Source organism: Thiocapsa sp. C2-2m (assembly GCF_041903745.1).
GTDB classification, from domain to species: Bacteria; Pseudomonadota; Gammaproteobacteria; order Chromatiales; family Chromatiaceae; genus Thiocapsa; species Thiocapsa roseilacustris.
Genome location: NZ_JBBWVD010000036.1, coordinates 1 through 22,494, shown reverse-complemented (window position 1 = coordinate 22,494; position 22,494 = coordinate 1). Strand labels below are relative to the sequence as shown.

The following is a 22,494-nucleotide window of genomic DNA, read 5'->3' as shown; positions in this document are numbered from 1 at the left end:
GCCGGTGACAAAGGGCGGGTGGCTGGCGGCTGGTGGCCGGAGGCTCGAGATCAGGCGCTGGCGGCCAGCGGCGCGGCCTCTTGCTCGGCGGACTTCTGCCAAGGTGCCTGCATCTGCTTCCAGCAGGGATTGTTGATCGTCATGTCCATATCGCGGGCGAAGATGGCAAAGCCGTCGTAGCCGTGGTACGGACCCGAGTAATCCCAGGAGTGCATCTGGCGGAAGGGGATGCCCATCTTCTGGAAGATGTACTTCTCCTTGATGCCGGAGCCGATCAGGTCGGGCTTGACCTTCTTGACGAACTCTTCGAACTCGTAGCCCGTGATGTCGTCGTAGAGCAGGGTCGCGTTGCCCATCTCCTTGATGGTGCGGTCGTAGTCGTCGTTGTGGGCGAACTCGTACCCGGTGCCGACCACTTCCATGCCGAGGTCCTCGTAGGCGCCGATGACGTGGCGCGGACGCAGGCCGCCGACATAGAGCATGACCTTCTTGCCTTCCAGGCGCGGGCGATACTTGGCGATAATCGCCTCGTACTCGGCCGTGTACTTGGCGATGACCTTCTCGGCATTGGCCTGAATGGTCTCGTCGAAGAAGCCGGCGATCTTGCGCAAGGACTCGGCGATCTTGGTCGGGCCGAAGAAGTTGTACTCCATCCACGGCACCCCGTACTTCTCTTCCATGTGACGGGAGATGTAGTTCATGGAGCGGTAGCAGTGGATCAGGTTCAGCTTGACCTTGGGGGTCAGCTCCATCTCCGACAGGGTGCCGTCGCCGGACCACTGAGCGACCACGCGCAGACCCATCTCTTCGAGCAGGATGCGCGAAGACCAGGCATCGCCGCCGATGTTGTAGTCGCCGATCACGGCCACGTCGTAAGGACCGATCTGGAAGGACTCGTCGCCGTCACGGTTGCCGATGACCCAGTCGCGGATCGCGTCGTTGGCGATGTGATGCCCCAGGGACTGGGACACGCCGCGAAAGCCTTCGCAGCGCACCGGCACGACCGGCTTGTTCAGCGCCTTGCTCTGCTTCTTGGCGACGGCCTCGATGTCGTCGCCGATGAGGCCGATGGGACACTCGGACTGGACGCTGATGCCCTTGCTCAGCGGGAACAGACCCTCGATCTCGGTGATCAGCTTGTCGAGCTTCTTGTCGCCGCCGAAGACGATGTCCTTCTCCTGGAAGTCCGAGGTGAAGTTCATGGTGCCGAAGGTGTTCACGCCGGTGTGGCCGACGTAATAGTTGCGACGACCGGCGCGCGAATAGGCCCCGCAGCCGACCGGGCCGTGCGAGATGTGGATCATGTCCTTGATCGGACCCCAAACCACGCCCTTGGAGCCGGCGTAGGCACAGCCGCGCACGGTCATGACACCCGGCAGGGATTTGCGGTTGGAGGTGATGCACTTCTTGGACTGCTCGACCGACTGGTCGTTGACCGCCAAATGCTTGGCACGGTCCTTCTTCGCCTTTTCAGGATAGACCTCGAGCACCTCTTGAATGAGGGCCTGGGTCTCTTCGCGAGTCAATGCTGACATACTGGCTTTCCTCGATTCGGCGCCGCGGCAAATCCGCCGACGGTCACGCGTTGAGAAATGAATGAACAGAGGACCGCGGCATCGAACCGCCGCGTCCACTCAAAACAACAATCCCCGTCCTAAACCCGCTCCGCCATGACTTGTGTTGTCTTCATCCATGCGAGACCTCGCTCCCCACACCCGTCATCGCCAACCCGCGCCCACTCATCCCGAAGTCTTCAATCATCCTGAACCGCGTCCAGCCGACGGCAGTAGGGACCACCAAGGCCAACCCCAAACGAAGACATCACATGTCACCGAAAGACGCGGTTCAGGCCGCGACCGCCTCTTCTTCCGCGGTCTTGCCGACGATGCTCTCGTCCTCGCCGTCCATCAGGCCGAAGTCCATCAGCAGATCCTCGAGCGCATCCATGGTGATCGGCGTGGGGATCACGAACTTGGTGTTGTTGATGATCTTGTTGGCCAGGTCACGGTACTCCTGTGCCTGCTTGGCCTTGGGGTCGTACTCGATGACCGTCATGCGGCGGATCTCGGCGCGCTGAACGACGTTGTCGCGCGGCACGAAGTGGATCATCTGAGTGCCCAGCTGACGGGCCAGCTCCTCGATCAGCTCGTCTTCGCGGGCGGTGTTGCGGCTGTTGCAGATGAGGCCGGCCAGACGCACCGAGCCGGAGCTCGCGTACTTCACGATGCCCTTGGCGATGTTGTTGGCCGCGAACATGGCCATCATCTCGCCGGAGCAGACGATGTAGATCTCTTGCGCCTTGTTCTCGCGGATCGGCATGGCGAACCCGCCGCAGACCACGTCGCCGAGCACGTCGTAGAAGACGAAGTCGAGGTCGTCCTCATAGGCGCCTTCCTCTTCGAGGAAGTTGATGGCCGTGATGACACCGCGACCGGCGCAACCCACGCCCGGCTCCGGGCCACCCGACTCGACGCACTTGATGTTGCCGTAACCGACCTTGAGCACGTCTTCCAGCTCGAGGTCTTCGACCGAGCCGGCGTCGGCGGCCATCTGCATGATGGTATTCTGTGCCTTGGCGTGCAGGATCAGGCGGGTGGAGTCGGCCTTGGGGTCACACCCGACGATCATGACCTTCTTGCCGAGCTCGGCGAGACCGGCTACGAGGTTCTGAGTGGTGGTGGACTTGCCGATTCCGCCTTTGCCGTAGATGGCACATTGACGCATAGCCATGGGGTGGTCTCCTGTAGGTCCGCTCTCGCGGGCGTTGAACAAAGTTGCCTCACGAGCCTTACAGCAAACCATATGCCAACCACGCCAATGCGCTCCATCATGCTGGTTTCAATGGAGTTTTGTATCGCTCACGGATGTCGCCGGTTTGGTGGCATCCCCGACAAAGCCGCAAGGCATGTATGGACAACAACCGACAAACCGAACAACCGCCACCCGCCACGCTCCCGGCCAACGCCCGTCTCCCCATCAATCACTGCAACCTGCCGGCCGTGATCCTGGGCAGCCTGACCTACCAACGTCACCCGGTCCCGCTGGAGCTCGACGGTATCCGCCACTTCCACGCGGACCTCTTCCGCACCCTGGCGCCGATCCCGCAACATCCGGCGCGCGCCCAAGCCTTTCAGGACTACGTCAGCGCCCACTTCCTTCTTGATCACCTCGACGAGGCCGGACTCGCGAAGGGCAAGACCAAGAAGAAGCGGGTCAACGCCAACTATCTGCGCATGGCACGCGGCTGGTCCTTCGACTCGGACGGCCGCGAAGGCGCCATCCTCAAGCGCTGGGTCGAGAGCCGCTTCGGCCTGCTCGCCCGACACCACGCCGGCCCGCTCCAGGGGCGCAACAGCGAGGCGTACCAGCACTACGTCGCCGAGGGCACCCGCGGGCTCTACGCCACCAACGCCCTGGAGGCCCAGCTCGACCTCCTCTATACCTATTGTCAGTACGAGCTGCTCCAGGCCCACCCCGAGGAGACCCACCTCAGCCTCTACCGCGGCATCAACCGCATCGACGAGCACGAGATCCTCGAAACCCTCGGCGGCGGACGCTACCGGGTGCTCTTCAACAACCTCAACAGCTTCACCAGCAGCCGCGAGCGCGCCGACGAGTTCGGGGACTACATCCTGATCGCGGAGGTGCCTCTGCCGAAGATCTTCTTCTTCAATCGGTTGCTGCCGGGGATGTTGAAGGGGGAGGATGAGTTTGTGGTGATTGGGGGGGTGTATGAGGTTTCGATTAGTACGCTTTGAGGCTCGCTGTCCTCTGGGGGCTTGGTGGGAAGGTGGTGGGTGGTGACACCGGCCGATACCTAGGGTCTACTGTGCGTTGACCTGACGTGACGACCACCCCGGAATCCTGTGCTATATTTTCTGCACACGTCACGGAGGAGAGCGACAGTCATGACGACAGACCAAGCCGAACTGCCTGGAGAAATTTTGGGGTTCGGCTTTTTTGTGGGCTCAATCTGAGTATGGAGCCTTGGGATATCCTAGTGGGCTAGGGATCAATTTGTCCCCTTTCTGTGGCCCAGGTGAACGAAATGGCAAATGGATTCTGGGGCATGTTAAGCGCGTACGCGTTAGAAGGAGGCTGAACGTGAAATACACTGTAGTTTTCATATTATTAGTGGTTAGCTTCAGCGTATACGCTAATGAAAAGGAGCTTTACTATTCATATGACGTGGCAAACTGGAAGCTACAGCTAAGCTCATCCGTTGACCTTGAGCATAGTATACAGGGTGAATTAAATTCGGAAAACAAAGATCCTGGTTTTAGAAACGAGATTGACATATATTCAGCGTGTGACCGACGTCGAATTGTTCTTGATCAGTTAGAAAATCCACCTGGACTTGACAATAAGTCTCGACAATCGGGCAAGATCCTGGTTCGACTCCTAATGGGGTCTGGTCAGTATGATTTGGATTATGGGGGTATGGGGCAAGGCTCTCAGGCTTTCGATTTACCTTATGGCATTTGGAAAGCACTAAAATCTGCTAAGTGGGCAAAGTTAAGTTACATTGGCAAGGATGAGACTCCGGTAGAGATACGCTTGGATATGGGGCACCTACCTCTCCTCATGGAAACAGTGGACTCAGCTTGTAATTAAGTCATCGAGAATCGTCTAACAACCTGTTAACAGGTTGGCGTTACAATGACAGATAGTGCGGCGCTCGTTCTGCAACATCAGTACCGCTTGGCCGCTTCGCTACGCCGTTAGTCACAAGATGCTTCGTGACATCATTAGGAGGCTTATGAAAAATTATTTCACATATCTTTGGACAAATGCGCGATGGAAGCAAAAGTGCGAAAGTTCTAATGAACGCTCACGTTTGCTCTCCTATGCGGCGAGCGAAAATTTCAGGAAGAGAGGTGTTGAGCCCGGTTCGACCGTATTTATTGTGACGGTATTAGGGGGCGAGCTATACTTGGGTGGTTCTATCCTCGTCTCAAAAATGATGACTCACGCAGAAGCAAAAAATTTTCTCGATCTTCCCGAACAGGATCTGTGGCGCGCTGAAGACTATATTGTTGCGGAAAAAGGAAAAGAAATGATCATGAGATGTGACAACAAGATACCCGCAGCAATAGCTCACGAACTGAGGTTCTGGACTAGCGCTGGTAGCGTTAAGCCCAAGGTAGTCGATGGGGAGCTTGAACGGCAAACATTACGCGGTATCCGACAGTTATATCCGGGTTCAGAGAAGCCGTTGCTCAGTCGAGCTATGGCTTAAAGGACGTCTCTGGCACCAGTTCGGCCGAAACGCGGTCAATCCACCGGGAAATTGATTTCAATGACTCACCCCGCTTCTTCACACGACTTCGCCTCGGAAAAATTATGTATTCTGTATTTGCGCGTTTAGGGTTGGTGTTTATGGCGTTTACGGGATTCGCTTTCTCCGCTAGCCCGGTTGACCACGGACCGAACAATACTACAACGGCTGAGGGCGGGGTTAGATTCTGTAGGATTGCAGACGGCACCGGGTTACTCACCGAGCCGTGCAAGATCTATGTGTTGAATCAATCTATCGATCTGAGGATGAACACGACGCCTTCTGATGCGCGTGAGATGTGCATCGCTTACGTAGGTCTAATGGCTAAATACGGAATGCGCTTTAACCCCGGCTGGACACTGCGATTTTTACCACCCTACGAGACATCTTCGCCGCTCGCTGAGTGCGAGTTACCGGGGGCTTCTTAGACTTTGACACCAAACACCTGGAGCGAGGCTTATGATATTCCGTAGCGTTTTTGTGCTTATTTGCTTTGTACAGTTACAGATAGCAGCACCGCACTCATATGCGGAAAGCAGAGCTGAAAGCAGTGATAAGCTTATAGCATCGATCAACTCGGTGGAGGTCGCAAAGAACGAAATCCGAAGCGCAATGGCGGAATCTGACAATTGCCCAACCGGTTCGTGCATGGACTCCTGGTATACAATGATTTGCGATATTGTTGCTGCCCTAGACGTGAACGTCGCCGGCAAGATTCTTGATCCGTATACAATGACCGGTGGTGAAAGTAAGTTCGCTATATCTTCTTACGATGTGCGGCATATGAAGGAGATTTTCGCACAATGTAAGCCTACAAACTACCAATATTGGAATCACGGTGAACTGCTTCACGTTGTATATCGCCCCGACGAGAAATCGAGCTTGGAAATTGATGAATATCTAGGCATTGAATAGCTGGAGTTACCTGTTTTCCATAGTTCGATGATGCGGGTCATGGTGTAATCCATGCCGTAGTTAGCGCATACCATCGAACATTCGATCGCCTAACAATGTGCCCCAGCCGAAGCTCGCTTCGATCTCGTTCCACCGGCTCGGCTGAGCATGGCGTTAGGCACAAGCAACATAGGCGCTTGAATCTATGAGAGAGAAGTTGTCCGCGAACGAGTCGTTGAAGTTCATCAGGAGCAAACTGATGCCCGAATTGGGCCTTGTTCCTCTCGACTCCGCTACCCGCACGAAAGGCCAAGCATTCGCTATTGGCGGAGAGAGTGGAAGACAGTTCTTGTTAATAATGGGTAATGAATCTAGGGGAGGAGCACAGCAAACGAGAATAATCACCGAAAAAATACTATCTCCACCCGTTATCACCGGCACACGCTTTTCCACGGATCTAGCACGTAGCGCGCGGGTCAATCAACAAAAAACAAGCTTAGGATACGACAACCCTTTTCGGAACGGAAATCAGAGTTCTTTCTATGTTAGCGATCTTGACGCCCTCGCAGAATTACTCAGATGGTACGCAGGCAAACGATCCGAGTAGAGCGCGCATCGAGTACCACTAGTGCTGCACAGTTGAATTCCGGTGACAGTTTACTTAATCGCGCAGGTCGCAGAATCCGAATCGGGAGCAGTAGGGTCAGGTCTTGTAATCCTGCATTCTCGGGCGAAGCTGTCTCTATGGCTAGACCACTCCGAATCGAGCTCGCTGGCGGGTTGAATCCCTTCTTTGTCGAGAAGCAGTAGGGCGTGGGTGCGTGCTTTCCCCGAAACGCGGATCCGAGTTACCCTAAATCGATCGGACCATAAACCTCACGACTGCGCTGGACGAGCAATTTCCCGATCGGATTCATGCTCTTAAAGACTTATATGAACAAGCTATGGCCAGCCAAGACCTAATCATCCAGTACCAGGACGGCGAAGGAAACATTACCGAGAGACGGATATCGGACATCCAGCCGGAGCATTCCCGCGCCGTTGAAGCGTTCTGCCATCTTCGCAATGCTCGTAGAATCTTCTATGTTCCCAGGATATTGACAGCCGCGTATGCGGATTCCGGTGAAGTAGTAGTTGATTTATATGCTCACTGGGGTTTGCCAGAGCCGGAGCAGAAGAAAACGAGTTTGATATCCGAGCCCGACGCGACAGGACGTATTCGGGGGCATAGCGCTCAAGCCTACAAGAGTCAGAGAAACAAGGAGAAGCGCGAACTCTTTAGGCGATTTCTGCATCCGACGATTGCCAGAACGTACAAGGAAAAATTCTTCGCTTTGTTCGATGGACAATGCTTTAAATGCGCGTCGAGATATGCGCTAGTCATAGATCACCACGTCCCAATGATAAAAGGCGGACATTTTGTGCCAGGAAACCTGGTTGCCCTATGCCGCATATGTAACAACAACAAGTTGGACCTCGACCCAGAGAACTTCTATACACAGGAGGAGTTGGAACGGCTCAAGCCTCTTCTTGACCAAGAAAGGCATCTTTTTGACTTCCAGTTTGATCGGGAGAGATGGGAGAACGACAGAGAGGCTTACTTGCTGGACCTCGGCGTGCAGCCGGACCTGATCAATGAAATTCTCTATAACCCAGATCACCTCAACTATGTTGGCTTGGAAACGTCCCAGCCGGCAATCTTTATTTCCCTGAGTCCTTCGTCTGAGTAACTAGCTCCGCGGGCCTTGTTCGTTATCCCTGCCATCGTCCTCAGGCCCCGACCGGCATAGGATAGAGTTATGGGGGAGATTGTAATCCAACATTTCCGCTCTAAGCTGGCTCGACAGCCAGACAAGACGAATCGAGGTTGCCGATTGCGGCCCGTCTATATCGTGTCGGGAATTACGGTGACACTTTACTATTTACACCATTTCCCTCTCGGCTTATGCTTAGCGCATGTCTCGGCTCCCACGAATCATCGTACCCGGCATTCCCCACCATGTGACGCAACGTGGGAACAGGCGCCAGCAGATATTCATGGAAGACGACGACTATGCACTCTACAGAGATTGGCTAGCCCAGGCGTGTCGATCAAACGGCGTGGAAGTCTGGTCCTATTGCCTGATGCCAAACCACGTTCACTTGATTCTCGCGCCTTCTGACGACACCGGACTGTCCCGCGCCGTGGGCGAAACGCATCGTCGATATAGCGGGTACATCAACGCACGATTGCGCGTCACTGGCCATTTGTTTCAAGGGCGGTTCGGTTGTGTGGCAATGGATGAATCTCATTTGATGGCAGCGTTCCGCTACGTGGCTTTGAATCCCGTCAAGGCGAAGCTGGCTGCGACGGCTGCCGACTGGCCTTGGTCCAGCACGCCAGCACATCTCCGGCGCCAGGACGATGGCTTGGTGACTGTTTCTCCCCTGCTGGATCGCGTCGATCGTTTCGCGGACTTCTTGGAGGAACCAGCGGATCCTGAACAGGTTGCCGCGCTCACGAAGGGTCAAACGATAGGGCGACCATTGATGGGTGACCAAGAGCTTGGCGAGCTCGAAAAGCGACTTGGCCGCACGCTACGTCCAGGCAAACGTGGCCGGCCGCCCTCGCAGAAGAATGACCCAAAACAACTAAACTTAGTGTAAATGGTACAGTGTCACCGTAATTACCTTCGGGGTCAGCCGTCAGTCGCCCTACGGGCTCCTTCCCGGCTGACCCCGAAGGGCGCAAAGCCCCGGGTCGGTGATGCCCCATCCTCCCACACATCCTCCCAAAGGGAGACGACATCTATCCTGACACCTGGGGGTAACCTCTACCTCAACGAGGTCGACCGGATGCTGGAGCGGGCCAAGGAGGTCACCCGCAACGGACGCTATACCTATATCGAGTATGCCCGTTACGCCGATGACCTGGTGATTTTGGTCGATGGGTATCGCCGGTGGAACTGGCTCAAGGACGCGGCTTGGCGACGCTTGGTCGAGGAATTGGCCAAGCTTGATGTGCAACTCAATCACGACAAGACACGACGACTGGACCTGAGCCAGGGAGGGGCATTCAGCTTCCTGGGCTTTGACTTCCGCCGGGCCAAGACTCGGCGCGGGGTCTGGGGCGCACGTTACACGCCACGGATGAAGGCGCGTACCGCGATCCTACAACGCCTCAAGGACGTGTTCCGCCGCTACCGCTCGCAGCCGATCGATCGGGTGATCGCCTTGATCAATCCGATCCTCAGGGGGTGGGTAGGCTACTTTCGGGTGGGGCACTCCAGTCGCTGTTTCGGGTATGTCCAAGATTGGGTGGAGAAGAAGATTCGGCGCCATCTGATGCGCGCGCGTCAGCGTCAGGGCTTTGGCTGGAAGAGGTGGAGTAGGACGTGGCTATACGAGGTGCTCGGGCTCTACGACGGGTACCGAATCGGGCTGCGAAAGCCGAAAGCGCTCCCAGTGCAAGCGGTCTCATAACCCTGGATGAGAAGTCGGCAGGAAAGCCCGGTGCCGGAAAACGGCACGCCGGGTTTGACGTGGCGGGGGCTGGAAACGTGATCATGGGAGCCGGACTGAGGGCCAGCGCGAAAGCGCTGGAGGATCCACCGGACCCTAACGTCGGCGCGCCAGTTCTCGACCCTACTGATGAGGGAGGGCTGGCTACCGTGACCATGGTGCGGCTCGTGAGGCACCGCCAAACGAAAGGGGCGGCAACAGATAGGCCAAACCTACCGTCGCGGGACGCCTGCTCTCTACTCTACCTGCCGGCTATGGGAGCCGGAGGCGGGTGACCGCCTCCGGCGACCCGGTGGCTGGCGGGCGCAATCCCGTCAGCCCGACTCGATCCGCGATGCAAGTTCCACCGCGGCGCCGGTTGGGATCAGTTTCGCAGGCTCAGCACCCGATCGAACCGGGCCGCTACCAGAGGCGAATGTGTCACGCAAATTATGCTCTGGCTGGCGAAGATCTCAAAAAGATTGTTCAACACAGCATCTTCAGTAGCCCGATCCAGCGCAGAGGTAAACTCATCAAGCAGCAGGATCGAGGGATCCCGGATCAGCAGGCGCGCGAGCGCGATGCGCTGCCGCTGACCGCCCGAAAGCGGATGGCGGTTCCCACCGATCTGGGTGTCGTAGCCGCGTGGCAACTGTTCGATGTCTCGATGCAGATGAACCCGTTTCGCGGCTTCGATAATGATGCTCTCGGGCACCCCGGGCCAGCCGACCGCGATATTGTCCTTAACGCTAGCGTGGAACACATAAGGCTGCTGACGAACATAGCCAAAATGGGCCAGGTAAGCCGGCAGTGGATAGCCCTCGATCGGCTGGCCGCCGAGCAGAATCTCACCCCTTTGCGGTCGAATCTGCCGCGCGAGTAGATCGATCAGCGTGCTCTTGCCTGAGCCGCTCGGCCCGACAATCGCCAAACGTTCGCCGGGCTCAATCGCCAGGCTAAAATCGGTCAGTACCGGTCCTTTTGCGTTCGGATAAGAAAAGGTCACATTCCGAAATTCAATGCGCATGGACTCCGGAATTAGCAAATGATCGTCGGTGGCCGACGCCAGATCTGCTGCAGGCATCGCCGAAACAGACAGCAGTGCCTCCAGACGCGCAATGATGGGCTCCGCCTGAAGCAGTTTAGTCCAACCGAACAGTTGAAGACCAATAATCATCGTCAGCCCACTCAGGTACAGGCTGTAGGCGACTAGATCGCCGATCGCGAGGTGCGCAGTTCCCCTCAAGATCAGATAGCCACCGATGATGTAAGGCAAGATCGACAATAACCGAGTGAAGAAATCGATTGCGTGGAATGACCATTCACCCAAAACCAACGCGTGTCGATTCTGCCGGGTATACAGTGCGGCGTTCCGGCCGAAGCGTTGAGCAGCGGCACGGTGCGCCTGGTAGAAATGGATCTCTTTGACTCCCGCGAGCAGATCGTGCAGAGAATCGTTTTGACGCGAAAGCGCGCGACGGGCTCGGGCGGAGGCGCGCGCGAGCGGGCGCTGAATCCGCATGACCAGATACACCGACACCGACATAGTCAGCGTTGTGTAAAGCCCAAGTTGCCAGTTCCACAACAATAGCAAGGCGAGAGTGGCGAGGATCAGTGTCAGGTGGCGCGGTGAAGGAACGACATGGTCAAACACAATACGGGACAAAAGATCGCTGTCATTGGAGACCCGGGTAATCAGATCGCCACTTTGATGACGGCTGCAGAACACGGGTTGCTCGAGCAGCGCGGCGACCAGCCGGGAACGTAGATCGAGGAAGGCTCCCTCGACCAGAAAAGCCTCCCAGTAAGCTGAGACGAAGGCGCACAGCAAGGCCAGACCTAGCACAGCCAGGATCGCGGCGACCCTCACAAAGAACACCGCTGGCGCCATCTCCTGCAAGCGCTCATTCAGCATTGAGGTCATCAGGAAAGGCACCACTAGGAGAGCGACAAGGCCAATCAATGCGCTCAGATAAGCGTAAAGCAGCGCACGGTGCTGACCCCGCAGTCCGGGTCCGAGCAACCGCCAAAGCCGCGAATACAGCGATATCATCGAGACCGAGCGATTCACAGGCACGCCCCATCCGAGGCGGGCATCGACCCCCGTAAGCGACGCTTAGGACCCAGTTTCAGGATGCAGGTGAAATCCCCGTCTAGATAGTCGTCCACGATACTGCAGCTCTGGCCCAAAGGCGCGAGCAGCGCGCGCCAGTGGGCAGGATCATGTGCTTGGTAGGGATACGGTACCGACACCCGGCGCCGATCCAGCGCATTGACGACCAGAAAGGCGCGTGCATGGGCAGCCAGTCTCGGCAAGGCAAGCTGCGGGAACGTATCCTTATTGCCAAGAGCGAGATTGAATAGGCCGGAACAGTAAACCAGCTCGAAGCGCTCGGGCAGCGGGGACGCTTCACGGAACAGATCGAGCGTTATGAACCTGTTTCCTGGATACAGTCGCCGTGCCTCGACGACCATTTCGGGCAGCAGGTCGACGCCGCAATACCTCAGGTTGACCCGATGCTCGCGCAGAAAACCTAACAGGTCGCCCAGACCACAGCCCACATCTAGCAAAGAAGCGCCCGCGAGGGGCAGCCGCTCAAGCAAGACCCTGAACCGGGCGCGCTGTCCCTCAGCACTGGCCCAGTCGAGAATCTCGTGATGTACCCGGCAACCGCGCAAACGGGGCAAATAGTGTCGGGCGATGGATTCAACGCGCCCCATGGGTCAGTCAGGGCCGGGACGGCATGCCAGGGGCAAGCGGCGAGGGTTCAACCTGGATGCGCGCCGAGCGGATCATGCGCCAGTAGAAAGTCTTCCCGCCGAGCGCGACCGCCCAAGGGAGCAAGGCACCGCGTGAGTCCCAGTCATCGAGCTTGCTCAGTTGTTGATGCAGCATGACTCGTTCCAGCCAAGCGCTCAGCCGCCGGCGGGTTAGGTCGCGTTCCTGCTCCCAAAGCGCGCGCAGGTCCGCCGCCGCCGCGCCAGCGCGAGCGCTTTCGCGTCGCTGGCGCGCGATAGCCCCGATCTCGGCGGTCAAGGTCGAGAAGCTGCGCGTCAGCCAAGCGGAGCGTTCGGACGGATCAGTCATCGCTTGCAACTGCTGACGCGCCTCTTCCGCAATCGGTTTCACACAGGCGGCGAGTTCCCCAGCCGGCATCCAGTCGCGACCGAGGACAGTCGCGAGCGCCTCGGGCAAATGCACCGGCGTGCGGCAACCGCTCAGATGAGAGAGAAAATGCAAGCGCACCCGCAGAATCGGCTGACAGAAATCCCGCCACAAGCCGCTATTGGCCAGCAGTTGATGCAAACGATGGGTCGTCGGCAGATATGACGAGCCCCGATGCGGGAGCGCGAGCGGGTGGGCAGTAGCTCCGACCCGTACCTGAAGAGCGAACAGTGCGGCCTTTCCGGCCAGATAGCGCACCTCCGCTGCGCTCAGCGCGTCAAGAGGCAACCGTCCGTTGCGGGCGAGTGGCAGCTCCCGATCGGCGAAACACAGTCGACCATTACGCAAAAAAACTGCCGAGCGCACCTCGCGCCCGCACACCACCTGCCCGACGAAAAAGGGCAATTCCCCCTGCCGCAGGCGCAGCGGATGCAGACCAGTTTCGGTTTCCGCGACCGCCTGGTTATACAGCGCGCCCGCTTGATCATAATCGCGCACGAAGCACTCGAGCAAAGCGGTCTGTGACGGCTCAGCGAGCGGCACCAGCGCTGAGGCGCGCCCTATCGAAACCGCGCCGTTCAGATGGTGCGCCAGCCAATGCTGGTAGAGTCTGACCAGCGAGCCCTGTCCGACCACATTCTGTAACCGCTCGATGAGCTCCAGCTCGGCAGCAAACCAACGCCTAGCGCGGCGGCGTGCAACCGGCGAAGGAAAGGCGCGCACGCAGTCCTGCTCGGCAATGCGCAACAAGGCGCGCAGCGGAGGTGCGACTTCGCTCGCGCGGAGATCCCCGAGCGTGCGATGGTGCAGCCCGTCACCGATATCGCTCGCGCCGACCAGCATCCATGTCTCACCGGGACTGACACTCCAGTAGAGTTCTTCTCGTCCGCAACCAAGAGAACGCGCGAGCTCTCCGAGGCCCATGCCGAGATACCGCGACCAACTCGCCGGATCAATCGCCGAACGCCCGAGAAAGCCACTATAGAAGAGTGCCGCCCCCCAATCCTGACCGCCGTGCGGATGCCAGCTTTCCGCCACTAAACGCGGCGGCTCACCAACTGACGCACCTGAGGCGGTGAAGGCCAAATCGGTATCCTGAATACCGTGTCGCACCTTGTAGCCATTCCAGCTCAATGCATGTAGCTTCGGCAGCGTGTCCCAGAGACTGTTAGAGTTCTGATCGATCGACAGCAGCATACCGGGGCACTCTCGCAAATCCTCGACGCATTCTCGTCAGGCCGACCAGGCATCGGCGAGCCAGCCTAAAGGGACGACTCCGGCCCCAAGCAAGGCCACCTGGCTGAGCAAGCACACCCCCGCAAGCGTGCCTCCACGATCACGTATTGGGACCACCAGCAGCTCGCCACCACCCGCCACAGCAACCCGCACCGGCGCGTCCGCACCGCCAGGAAGGGCCGCCCAGCCCAGTTGCCGCGCCATGACCCAGGAGGAGGCGGCAGCACCCGTGCCACAAGCCAGGGTCTCGCGCTCGACACCGGCTTCGAAGGTGCGCTGCGTGAGCCTTCCCGGCCCCCGGGCCTCAACGAAGTTGACATTCAACCGCTCCGCACAAAAGGCGGCATGCCAGCGCAACTCCCGCCCAAGATGCACCACATCGACACCCATCAGGTTTCGCACTGCGACCACAAGATGCGGAACACCGACCTCCACCAATGCCGCCGGGTAAACAATGTCTCCGAGTGTGAGCCTAAGCCCGTCAGCGCGAATGCGCGGTCTTGGCAGCGTCACCGCATAGCAGGACGGCCCCGCCCGTTTGACCAACATCGGTCCACAGTGGGTGAGTACCCGCGCGCCAACGACGGATGAGCGTTCTAGAAACCAGTGGGCCAAACAAGCAAGTCCATTTCCGCATAGTGTCGCCTCGCCCCCATCGGGTTCCAGAAACCGCACGGCCAGATCAGCTCCCGCTGCAGGCGCCATCCGTCGGGCTAATATCAGGCCATCGACCCCAAAGCCCTGACATGGATCGCAAACACGCCGCGCGAGCCGCGCCGCCGCAGCTGCGAAGTCCCACAGCCCAGCGACCGTTCCATGCAGTGCTTGCAAGCTTGGGACGGAGCTTGAGGTGAGGCTAACATCGATACAGACGAACGCATTACCATGAGCACTCAGACGCCAGAAAGGCTGAGCCGCCACCACTACGTCCACCCCTTGTACGCTCCGCGACAGCCGGCCAAGGTCGAAATGCAGGATTCAATAGCAGTCGCCATAGGCGTTTTTCGATGATCCCGCGCCTCATCGAGAACGGGTTTTCGCTTCATCCATTGAGATCAGGTAAACCGCCATCTTTAATTGGCCGCGGTGTATCGCAGCGGTAAATGTCAGCGATTCCCGGCGAACGCTAACCTCCTGAAAACATGAGTTGCTATTCTGCGAATCTTGTTGCCCTAAAAGTGGGATTCTTTCTAAATCAGATGCTTCTGACTAATTCGCCGGGAATTGCAGTTTAAATGTTTAGGTAACTATGATGGTAAATATAGCAAATTAATAATTTGATTTTATCATATTAATCAATTAGCTGAATCAATATCTCATTATCTACCCGGCTGCGGCCGGAGCACACGGCGAACGAAAGTAGCCTGTTGCTGACCACCAGATCGCTCAACCAGACTGCGTGAAGTATCGTCTAGGACGCCGACGGATAGCAACTCCCAATTGCTCAGAGAATTTAAACGAGGTTAGTAACTCCACAAACAGCCCCGAGAGGCAGGCTATGGCCTAAAAATCATGGCACTAGCGCCACCCAAGACGATGTATCCCGCGAGATTCAGGTCAAGGACTCGAGTTCGGGGGAGAGCGGGATGCTTCGTCAATACCTCATGCGGGGCGCGGGGTCATGCGGGGCGCGGGGTCAGGTCTTGTAATGCAATCTTTTGGCTGCTGTGAGGAGCCAATGGGGTCATGACTCGTTCCGTGCTCAGGTTCGAGCGTGAAGATGCCGTGAGCATTCGCGATACCGACGCTTTCAAAACCGCCGGAGAAAGCTATTGTGGTTTTGTCTACGTTCCGCCGCCCTGGGATGCTAACCGGTGAAGTAGCTGAGGACATCCATGCGCTGATGTGGAACGCCGATAATATCAATCCCATCCTCGCTCATGAGATAGAAAATGACGTGGGAGCCTTCCGGGTAGCTGCAGTATCCGTGACCGACCTCCGGACGAGGCTTCCCGAGACTCGGATTCTCCGCAAGCCAGGAGAACCGCCGATCGATGGCTGAAAGATAGATATCGCGTTGCTTGTTGCCCCAGGTCTGGACCGTGTAGCGGGCGATAGCGCGCAGGTCTGCAGCAGCTCGTGGGGTAATCCGATAGCGGCCGCTCATCCCTCACGATCCATTTCCGCCAACAGACCTTGAAGGGAGTAATTCTCGACGAACTCGCCACGACGTGCCTGCGCCTCGCCTTCGGCCAGATGTTCACGCAACGCAGCCAATCTGGTGTTGTGCTCCTCCATGTGACGCAGCGCATCGCGTACCACCTCGCTTGCCGAGCCATAACGACCGGTCGCGATCTCGTTCTTGATGAAGACTTCCCAGTGTTCCCCTAGGCTCAGGGATGTTGTCGCCATGAGACACCTCCAATATTCGTTTAAAGCAAATTTGAATATAGCAGGAATCCTTTAAGCTGAAGGTTCTCGCTTTCCTCAGAGGTTTGGGGCAAGGGCGAAGGGGCCGCGAAGGGAGGGGAGGCCGGAGCGATAGGGTCTTGTAATGCAATAGTTTGGTGTTCGGTCCAGCAGTAGCGTTCGGACGCTACGCGCTGCCATGGCGCCGGGTCGGAGGGTCGACATCGAGGACTGGCAGGCTCGGCCAGGTTTGCTGTGCGACCAGCTGGTACTGAAGCCCTGAGGCCGGCTATCCGCCTCACGGCGACGCACGAGCTGTTCCAGTCCGGGTCAGCGGAAATCCCATGGATTCAAGAGTACAAGCGCGGGGATCGCCCGGAAGTCGGCGATGTTCCGGGTCGCCAGGGCGCTGCGGTTGACGATCGAGATGGCAGCGATCATGCCGTCAGGTACGCTCAGAGGCCGGCCTCGCCTGCTCGCTTCGCCCATGATCGTTCCATATGCGAGGGCGGCGGCTTCGGTGAACGGATAGATTCGGTCGGCGAATCGGGTACGCCAGTCCTCTAGCCCTCGGGTCAGCCCCGCTGCACGCTGGTCCGTACGGATCTTGTGGATGCCGAACGCGATCTCCGCGATGGTCACGGTGGGCAAGGCGATCTCGGCGTCGAAGCGGATCAGCCAATCGAGGACGTGTTTGTCGGGCGTCTTGCGCAGCGTTTCCGACACCACGTTGGTGTCTGCGAAGATCACAGGTCGATGCCTGTATGGGGTTTGCGTTCCTCGCGGATCAGCGCCTCGAGATCGACATCGGTCGCGCAATCCCGCGCCAGCCTCTCATAGAAGGCCCGTGCAGGCTCGTGTCCGAGCTGCCGTGCTTGGTACATCTCCAGCGCCCGTTCGACCACTTCGGCCACCGAGCGGCGTTCGTAGCGCGCCAGCCGATGGGCCAGTTCTCGTGCCTTGGCGCTGCGCACGGAGAGTTGCGGTTCGGCCATCGATCGGCTCCTGTCGTCTTGAGGTTCCGAGGAAGGCTCCAGCTTAGGGCCGAGCCTTCCTGCTGGCAAGATGGCAACAAAGGGAAGGTTGGGGTCAGGTCTTGTTTTCGAGCATCACTGGGCTGAGCTGTTTCCACGCCCGGACCACTCCGAATCGAGGTGTGCGCGCGTTGCAACAGAGCAGTAGGGTCAGGTCTTGTAATCCTGCATTCTCGGGCGAAGCTGTCTCTATGGCTAGACCAGTCCGAATCGAGCTCGCGAGTTTCGGGGACAGTTTATTTATTTCTCTAGACGAGATGCTTTGGCTCGGCGAGAACACAAAGTGGTGTTTCCGTGGCGAGGGATTTGACCGACCGACGGGGAGACTTTGATCCTGGGGCTTCCGCATCATGTGACCCAGCGCGGTAATCGACGCCAACAGACCTTTTTTGGCGACGATGACTATGCCGAGTATCGGCGATTGCTGTAGACGTCTTGACGAGCGTGTGGCACGCAGGTTCTGTCCGCGGATTTGCAGCGAAGGACTGGTCGGCATCCTGATTTTGGAGGTCATGAACCTTCACTGGGCGCCGTACTGCGGGAACCATCGCGTGTCGTCCGCCTCGACCGGAGCTCAAGCGCTTCGGTCATGGGGCGTTGGATGAAGTCTCCCGACAAAATGAAGTCTCGAGGATTCAGACCCAGGAAGCATCATCCTTCGGCAAGCGTCCGAAATCATCGATGACCAGTGCCTGGCAGGGCGGAGCGTCGGACGAAAGCCAGAGCACAAGGTTGCGTTCAGCCTGCGTCGTGCCGGGTGCGAAACTGGGTACGAGGGCACCATGGCAGCCGGCGGCGATCAATGTTTCGGCGAGTGACCAGGTCGGCGGCATTCGGCCACGCGAGGCCAGATCCTCCCAAGCACAGGCCAGCGTCGCGTCATCGACTCCGCAGGCGGCGAGTACGGCCGGAGCGGTGAGGTCGATGATCCGCTCGCAACGCACGCGATAGCCGACCAGAGTCATCGGCTGCGCCTTGAACGGCAGTCCCTGCTGGCCCTCCATCCACGCGGTCTTGGGATCGAGCGAGGTATAGAGAGCCGTGGTGCCTCGCGGGTTGAAGCGACCGCCATGGCGTGCCGCTCCGTCTCCGGAGGTTGGCGCGAAGGCCCAGCGGGGATTGTGGGCGCGATAGACCAAACCGACGAAGGGACTCGTCGGCGGCGCCTCCGTCACGCGTAGCCGCCTTCGGCGATTCGCGACAGATAATCCTTGACGGCCTGTGCGCGGCCATCCTTGACCAGATCCTCGGCGGTTCTGTCGCCGAACGACGGGAGCGGCTGAGAACGAAACCAGGCGAACGCGCGTCCGGGCGAGCCAGTCCAGCTCGTGACTCGATTGATGATCTCCACGGTGTCGCGCAACCGCGTCTGGGTCTGACGTGCTTCGCGCCGATCACGCTTGGATACCGCGTCACGGGATAATCCGGTCGCCTTGGCCAGCTCGGTCTTGGTGATATGCAGCACTTCGGCCAGGCGATCCGTCGCAATCAGCCCTTGCTCCGTGATGACCTCGGAGAGCAGTTCGGCGGGAACAGACATGGAGCGCCTCATTTATAGAACCTTCCAATGGTTAGATTATGAGGCGGATTGTCCGAGAAGCAAGAGAATTGGGCCAGTGCGGCCTTGCCATGCCTCGGGGTCAGGTCTTGTAATCCTGCATTTTTGGGCCAAGCTGTTTCTATGGCTAGACCACTCCGAATCGAGCTCGCCGGCGGGATTTATCATGTCACCTCGCGCGAAGACTGTACGAAGGCTGCGAAGGCCGTAGGGTCAGAAGGCCGTAGAAAAGGCTGTAGGGTCAGGTCTTGTTTTCGAAGGCTGTAGGGTCGGGCTGTAGGGTCGGGTCTTGTTTTCGAGCATCGCTGCGTGAGATCTGTGGGGGCACCTGATTCGATAAGGAGCATCAGCCACGCGCCGAATCCACGATTTGGGGCGGGCGCCGGAAGCCGTCGCCGCCACCAGCAGGCGGGTCGGCAGCGCCACCGCCGCCAAAATCCCAATTATCGCCACCATGAGATTATGAGTTCAATCAAGGTAAAGCCCTGTTGATGCTTTTTCATGGATCTTCTCCATTGCAGTCGAATGAATGAATCGGGAGTCGTCTCCCGGAGACGGGAGCGGTCTTGGTCAACCGCTCTATCGGCTCTCCGTCAAAGACCGGACCAACGTCGCCCGCCAGATTCAACTCATCGATCGCAATGCCTATTCCAGCTTCACCCCCAACACCCCAGCCGGCCTGTCAGACCTGCCGCCCGCGACACGCCGCCCGCTGTCACACCTACCGACTGTGACAACCCGCCCCTGTCACACCTGACCACCGTGCCAACGGCAGCATCATTCTCGCTGACCTGCTCGCCGAAATGCCCGACGGACTGCCGCGCGTTGAAGGCTGGGACGACATGCCCTTGGTCGGACGGGAGCGCGACTGATGGCCTATCACCCCAATCGCGGCGACATCGTGCATCTGGACTTCGACCCCTCATCGGGCCGCGAAATGCAAGGCCCGCACTTCGGCCTCGTCGTTAGCGGCAAGCTCTTCAACCAGCACGGACTCGCCATGATCTGCCCAATCTCACAAGGCACCGCCGCCGCCGCACGCACCCACGGAACCGTCGACACACTCATCGGAGCCGGAACCGACACCCAGGGTGCTATCCATTGTCATCAGCTCAAATCACCCGACTGGCGCACCCGCCAGGCACGCTTCAAAGAGACAGTCCCTCAGTCCATCCTCGATGAAGTTCAGGCCAGACTCGAAGCAATTTTGTTCGACTGAGCCGCGCGAACGGGAACGCCGGGGTCAGGTCTTGTTTTCCAGAATGCCAGGGTCAAACGCCAGGGTCACAAACGCCAGGGTCAGGTCTTGTTGTCCAGCATCGCTGGGCTAAGCTGTTTCCATGGCCAGACCACTCCGAATCGAGCTCGCCGGCGGGTTGTATCACGTCACCTCGCGCGGTGATCGCCGCGAGGCGATCTACCGCGACGATGCGGACCGGGCGGCCTGGCTGGCGGTGTTCGCGGAGGTCTGCGCACGCTTCAATTGGCGCTGTCATGCCTACTGCCAGATGACCAATCACGATCATGTCGTGGTGGAGACCGCGGAGGGGAATCTGTCGAAGGGGATGCGGCAGCTCAACGGCGTCTTCACCCAACGGGTCAATCGCCGTCACGGCCTGGTCGGACACCTGTTTCAGGGCCGCTTCAAGGGCATTCTCGTCGAGCGCAGGACATTAGGGTCAGGACATTAGGGTCAGGTCTTGTAATCCTGAAAGGACATTAGAGGACATTAGGGTCAGGTCTTGTAATCCTGCATTCTTGGGCTAAGGCGAATACCGGAAACCCTCATACCAACGGCGTAGGTTGTGCCGAGCCGCGCGAGGCACAACCAACCGTCGGCGCAAGTTGTGCTTCCTATCGTCAGCACAACCTACGGGTATGGAAGTTTGCGGAAATCACCTAAGCTGTCTCCATGGCTAGACCACTCCGAATCGAGCTCGCCGGCGGGTTGTATCACGGAATTCCGAGGGGAATTCCGGTGACAGTTTACTTAATCGCGCAGGTCGCAGAATCCGAATCGAGTAAACTGTCACCAGAATCCGAGCCTCTGATCGAGACCATTACGCGGAATGTTGACTTGAGGCATCCTTAGGCTAATCTTGACCGGCGCTGCATGAAACTCGGAACACGTCGGCAAGGAATAACCAAAGTGAACTTCGGTGCCTCCAAAAATTCGTGAAATGATGGCCATGCTGGAACAAGCCGGCTTTGTTGACCGCGGTGGAAATGGAAGTCACCGGAACTACGTACACCCACGAGTCAGCAAGCCAGTCACGGTTTCCGGAAAACCCGGAGATGATGCCCAGCGCTACATCGTGAAGGCGGTGCAGAAAGCGATCGAGGAATCACAAAAATGAAGGACAGTGCCAGATACGCAAAGATCGTTGAATGGTCCGAGGAAGATGGCTGTTATGTGGGAAGCTGCCCCGGCTTAATGTTCGGGGGCTGCCACGGTGACGACGAGAAGGCTGTCTTTGCGGAGCTTTGCCAAATTGTAGAGGAAATGATTGAGCTCTACAGGTGCGATAATAAGCCGCTTCCTCGGGCGACGTCTGGAAAGGATTTCGCGAATCTGTTGCAGAACGTCGCCTAATGAATAAGGTTGGCCGAGTAAGCTTCGCTTGTGACCATTGGCTTGCCACAGGTCTCACGCCCAGGACATCTTTGAACTGGTGGAACGGAATTAGGTAAGCTGTCCCCGTAATTGGCCCCCGTAATTGGCGGAGTTATGAACAAGCCCTGTCGGGACCATGGTCAGTCCATGACAGCCCTTCGGCGTTCCAGCCCATCGGCGTTCGCCAGGCTCGCCGCGCTGCACCATGAGGGCGTTCTGACGCCGGAGGAGCTTGTCCTTCAGAAGAAACAGATTACCGGTTGGTCGAGCCGAGTCGAGGACGCGATCCGGCTCTTGCGAGGACTGAAGGCCCTCGAGCGCGAGGGCGTGCTCACCGAGGGCGAGTTCAACATCAAAAAGTGGGACATCCTCTCCAAGCGCCTGCTGCGTAAGGATTGAGCGGTCGCCTGCCGAGCGGTTCGTCGCTCGGAATCCTTTTCCACGGCACGGTTGTCGTTGTCGTAACCGTAATCGACAACGACAACGACAACGACAACGACAACGATATTAGACTCGGCGCTCAACTTATTCATGACACGTTATCTAGCGTCGCCGCCCGAGACAAAGGTCGCTACCGTTTCCGCTGCAGATCATCCGGCCGCTCGAATCGTAAGCGGCGTAGGACACTTGGACGATGCCGCGACCACGGCAACCGTAGAAGAGATCGCCGCGCCAGGTGTTACGGCCGATCTTGCGTAGGGCGCAGTTGCGGCATCCGGGGTTGGTGGAGGTCACCCGAGCGACGCGCTCGCTGGCCGGCGGGTCGATGGTGACGATGTGTCGGACGCGGTCGCCGTCCCAACCGGAGGTCGGGTCGATTGTCAGGCGTCCCGTGCAGTCGCCGCGCATGGCGAAGGAGCCGCTTCCTTGGGGGGGCGGGGGTGG

General features: G+C 58.3%; 23 protein-coding genes and 2 pseudogenes. 11 read left to right on the top strand and 14 right to left on the bottom strand.

Going from position 1 to position 22,494, the window contains the following annotated elements; all coding sequences use genetic code 11:
* Positions 1-50 precede the first annotated feature (50 nt).
* Together nifD and nifH are read right to left on the bottom strand one after the other, a co-directional pair.
* Positions 51-1,535 carry a nitrogenase molybdenum-iron protein alpha chain gene (nifD, locus tag AADX97_RS22975; protein WP_374233026.1) on the bottom strand — a complete coding sequence of 495 codons (1,485 nt, stop codon included), beginning with the start codon at positions 1,533-1,535 and terminating at the stop codon, positions 51-53.
* Between the two features lie 310 nt (positions 1,536-1,845).
* Positions 1,846-2,730 (bottom strand): nitrogenase iron protein, encoded by an 885-nt coding sequence (nifH, locus tag AADX97_RS22970; RefSeq protein ID WP_093187896.1) that lies wholly within the window; start codon positions 2,728-2,730, stop codon positions 1,846-1,848.
* Positions 2,731-2,909: 179 nt separating this feature from the next.
* On the opposite strand from nifH, the gene AADX97_RS22965 reads away from it, so the two are divergent.
* The 7 genes from AADX97_RS22965 to AADX97_RS22935 all read left to right on the top strand — a co-directional run bounded on the left by AADX97_RS22965 (position 2,910) and on the right by AADX97_RS22935 (position 9,634).
* Complete coding sequence (locus tag AADX97_RS22965; RefSeq protein WP_374233029.1) at positions 2,910-3,758, top strand: NAD(+)--dinitrogen-reductase ADP-D-ribosyltransferase; 849 nt, start codon at positions 2,910-2,912, stop codon at positions 3,756-3,758.
* A gap of 346 nt (positions 3,759-4,104) precedes the next feature.
* Positions 4,105-4,614: a hypothetical protein gene (locus tag AADX97_RS22960; RefSeq protein WP_374233030.1), complete on the top strand. Its 510-nt coding sequence runs from the start codon at positions 4,105-4,107 to the stop codon at positions 4,612-4,614.
* A gap of 145 nt (positions 4,615-4,759) precedes the next feature.
* Positions 4,760-5,239 (top strand): hypothetical protein, encoded by a 480-nt coding sequence (locus AADX97_RS22955; RefSeq protein ID WP_374233032.1) that lies wholly within the window; start codon positions 4,760-4,762, stop codon positions 5,237-5,239.
* Positions 5,240-5,737: 498 nt separating this feature from the next.
* Entirely contained in the window at positions 5,738-6,193 is a 456-nt protein-coding gene (locus AADX97_RS22950) for a hypothetical protein (protein ID WP_374233035.1), read from the top strand.
* A 923-nt stretch (positions 6,194-7,116) separates the two neighbouring features.
* The gene (locus AADX97_RS22945; protein WP_374233037.1) at positions 7,117-7,902 is read left to right on the top strand and encodes an HNH endonuclease; all 786 of its coding nucleotides are present in this window, start codon (positions 7,117-7,119) and stop codon (positions 7,900-7,902) included.
* 226 nt (positions 7,903-8,128) lie between these two features.
* Entirely contained in the window at positions 8,129-8,818 is a 690-nt protein-coding gene (locus AADX97_RS22940) for a transposase (RefSeq protein WP_374233039.1), read from the top strand.
* A gap of 189 nt (positions 8,819-9,007) precedes the next feature.
* Positions 9,008-9,634: a group II intron maturase-specific domain-containing protein gene (locus tag AADX97_RS22935; protein WP_374233040.1), complete on the top strand. Its 627-nt coding sequence runs from the start codon at positions 9,008-9,010 to the stop codon at positions 9,632-9,634.
* 403 nt (positions 9,635-10,037) lie between these two features.
* Here AADX97_RS22935 and AADX97_RS22930 read toward each other — a convergent pair whose 3' ends face one another.
* The 11 genes from AADX97_RS22930 to AADX97_RS22880 all read right to left on the bottom strand — a co-directional run bounded on the left by AADX97_RS22930 (position 10,038) and on the right by AADX97_RS22880 (position 19,498).
* Positions 10,038-11,723 carry an ABC transporter ATP-binding protein gene (locus AADX97_RS22930; protein ID WP_374233043.1) on the bottom strand — a complete coding sequence of 562 codons (1,686 nt, stop codon included), beginning with the start codon at positions 11,721-11,723 and terminating at the stop codon, positions 10,038-10,040.
* Positions 11,720-12,256 carry a trans-aconitate 2-methyltransferase gene (locus AADX97_RS22925; protein WP_374233045.1) on the bottom strand — a complete coding sequence of 179 codons (537 nt, stop codon included), beginning with the start codon at positions 12,254-12,256 and terminating at the stop codon, positions 11,720-11,722. The genes AADX97_RS22930 and AADX97_RS22925 overlap by 4 nt, the downstream gene beginning before the upstream one ends.
* A gap of 124 nt (positions 12,257-12,380) precedes the next feature.
* Entirely contained in the window at positions 12,381-14,015 is a 1,635-nt protein-coding gene (locus AADX97_RS22920) for a hypothetical protein (protein WP_374233047.1), read from the bottom strand.
* 36 nt (positions 14,016-14,051) lie between these two features.
* Positions 14,052-14,975, bottom strand: coding sequence for a diaminopimelate epimerase (gene dapF, locus AADX97_RS22915; protein ID WP_374238677.1), 924 nt, complete (start codon positions 14,973-14,975; stop codon positions 14,052-14,054).
* An 886-nt stretch (positions 14,976-15,861) separates the two neighbouring features.
* Positions 15,862-16,161 (bottom strand): type II toxin-antitoxin system RelE/ParE family toxin, encoded by a 300-nt coding sequence (locus AADX97_RS22910; RefSeq protein ID WP_213458163.1) that lies wholly within the window; start codon positions 16,159-16,161, stop codon positions 15,862-15,864.
* Complete coding sequence (locus tag AADX97_RS22905; protein WP_374233052.1) at positions 16,158-16,406, bottom strand: type II toxin-antitoxin system ParD family antitoxin; 249 nt, start codon at positions 16,404-16,406, stop codon at positions 16,158-16,160. Before AADX97_RS22905 ends, AADX97_RS22910 begins: the two co-directional genes overlap by 4 nt.
* A 327-nt stretch (positions 16,407-16,733) precedes the next feature.
* Positions 16,734-17,153, bottom strand: a complete 420-nt coding sequence (locus tag AADX97_RS22900) for a type II toxin-antitoxin system VapC family toxin (protein WP_374233054.1) — start codon at positions 17,151-17,153, stop codon at positions 16,734-16,736.
* Positions 17,150-17,398 carry a type II toxin-antitoxin system VapB family antitoxin gene (locus tag AADX97_RS22895; RefSeq protein WP_093032672.1) on the bottom strand — a complete coding sequence of 83 codons (249 nt, stop codon included), beginning with the start codon at positions 17,396-17,398 and terminating at the stop codon, positions 17,150-17,152. The genes AADX97_RS22900 and AADX97_RS22895 overlap by 4 nt, the downstream gene beginning before the upstream one ends.
* 674 nt (positions 17,399-18,072) lie before the next feature.
* Entirely contained in the window at positions 18,073-18,612 is a 540-nt protein-coding gene (locus AADX97_RS22890) for an RES family NAD+ phosphorylase (RefSeq protein WP_374233056.1), read from the bottom strand.
* Positions 18,609-18,977 carry an antitoxin Xre/MbcA/ParS toxin-binding domain-containing protein gene (locus AADX97_RS22885; RefSeq protein ID WP_093029436.1) on the bottom strand — a complete coding sequence of 123 codons (369 nt, stop codon included), beginning with the start codon at positions 18,975-18,977 and terminating at the stop codon, positions 18,609-18,611. Before AADX97_RS22885 ends, AADX97_RS22890 begins: the two co-directional genes overlap by 4 nt.
* 461 nt (positions 18,978-19,438) lie before the next feature.
* Positions 19,439-19,498, bottom strand: coding sequence for a prepilin-type N-terminal cleavage/methylation domain-containing protein (locus AADX97_RS22880; RefSeq protein ID WP_374233064.1), 60 nt, complete (start codon positions 19,496-19,498; stop codon positions 19,439-19,441).
* Between the two features lie 368 nt (positions 19,499-19,866).
* Here AADX97_RS22880 and AADX97_RS22875 point away from each other — a divergent pair, with 368 nt between their 5' ends.
* The 4 genes and pseudogenes from AADX97_RS22875 to AADX97_RS22860 all read left to right on the top strand — a co-directional run bounded on the left by AADX97_RS22875 (position 19,867) and on the right by AADX97_RS22860 (position 22,008).
* Entirely contained in the window at positions 19,867-20,214 is a 348-nt protein-coding gene (locus AADX97_RS22875; protein ID WP_374233058.1) for a type II toxin-antitoxin system PemK/MazF family toxin, read from the top strand.
* A gap of 121 nt (positions 20,215-20,335) precedes the next feature.
* Positions 20,336-20,662 (top strand): annotated as a pseudogene (locus AADX97_RS22870) (transposase); the annotation flags it as partial.
* A 513-nt stretch (positions 20,663-21,175) separates the two neighbouring features.
* The gene (locus AADX97_RS22865; protein WP_374238675.1) at positions 21,176-21,352 is read left to right on the top strand and encodes a type II toxin-antitoxin system HicA family toxin; all 177 of its coding nucleotides are present in this window, start codon (positions 21,176-21,178) and stop codon (positions 21,350-21,352) included.
* A 404-nt stretch (positions 21,353-21,756) separates the two neighbouring features.
* Entirely contained in the window at positions 21,757-22,008 is a 252-nt protein-coding gene (locus tag AADX97_RS22860) for a hypothetical protein (RefSeq protein ID WP_374233060.1), read from the top strand.
* A gap of 144 nt (positions 22,009-22,152) precedes the next feature.
* Here the strand turns inward: AADX97_RS22860 and AADX97_RS22855 are convergent.
* Positions 22,153-22,494, bottom strand: a pseudogene (locus AADX97_RS22855) (hypothetical protein); the annotation flags it as partial.

What these genes read in the sequence shown, in the direction of transcription:
- nifD (WP_374233026.1), bottom strand. Translation starts at nt 1,535, where the DNA reads ATGTCAGCATTGACTCGCGAAGAGACCCAGGCCCTCATTCAAGAGGTG.
- nifH (WP_093187896.1), bottom strand. Translation starts at nt 2,730, where the DNA reads ATGGCTATGCGTCAATGTGCCATCTACGGCAAAGGCGGAATCGGCAAG.
- AADX97_RS22965 (WP_374233029.1), top strand. Translation starts at nt 2,910, where the DNA reads ATGGACAACAACCGACAAACCGAACAACCGCCACCCGCCACGCTCCCG.
- AADX97_RS22955 (WP_374233032.1), top strand. Translation starts at nt 4,760, where the DNA reads ATGAAAAATTATTTCACATATCTTTGGACAAATGCGCGATGGAAGCAA.
- AADX97_RS22950 (WP_374233035.1), top strand. Translation starts at nt 5,738, where the DNA reads ATGATATTCCGTAGCGTTTTTGTGCTTATTTGCTTTGTACAGTTACAG.
- AADX97_RS22945 (WP_374233037.1), top strand. Translation starts at nt 7,117, where the DNA reads ATGGCCAGCCAAGACCTAATCATCCAGTACCAGGACGGCGAAGGAAAC.
- AADX97_RS22940 (WP_374233039.1), top strand. Translation starts at nt 8,129, where the DNA reads ATGTCTCGGCTCCCACGAATCATCGTACCCGGCATTCCCCACCATGTG.
- AADX97_RS22935 (WP_374233040.1), top strand. Translation starts at nt 9,008, where the DNA reads ATGCTGGAGCGGGCCAAGGAGGTCACCCGCAACGGACGCTATACCTAT.
- AADX97_RS22920 (WP_374233047.1), bottom strand. Translation starts at nt 14,015, where the DNA reads ATGCTGCTGTCGATCGATCAGAACTCTAACAGTCTCTGGGACACGCTG.
- AADX97_RS22910 (WP_213458163.1), bottom strand. Translation starts at nt 16,161, where the DNA reads ATGAGCGGCCGCTATCGGATTACCCCACGAGCTGCTGCAGACCTGCGC.
- AADX97_RS22905 (WP_374233052.1), bottom strand. Translation starts at nt 16,406, where the DNA reads ATGGCGACAACATCCCTGAGCCTAGGGGAACACTGGGAAGTCTTCATC.
- AADX97_RS22895 (WP_093032672.1), bottom strand. Translation starts at nt 17,398, where the DNA reads ATGGCCGAACCGCAACTCTCCGTGCGCAGCGCCAAGGCACGAGAACTG.
- AADX97_RS22885 (WP_093029436.1), bottom strand. Translation starts at nt 18,977, where the DNA reads ATGTCTGTTCCCGCCGAACTGCTCTCCGAGGTCATCACGGAGCAAGGG.
- AADX97_RS22875 (WP_374233058.1), top strand. Translation starts at nt 19,867, where the DNA reads ATGGCCTATCACCCCAATCGCGGCGACATCGTGCATCTGGACTTCGAC.
- AADX97_RS22865 (WP_374238675.1), top strand. Translation starts at nt 21,176, where the DNA reads ATGATGGCCATGCTGGAACAAGCCGGCTTTGTTGACCGCGGTGGAAAT.
- AADX97_RS22860 (WP_374233060.1), top strand. Translation starts at nt 21,757, where the DNA reads ATGACAGCCCTTCGGCGTTCCAGCCCATCGGCGTTCGCCAGGCTCGCC.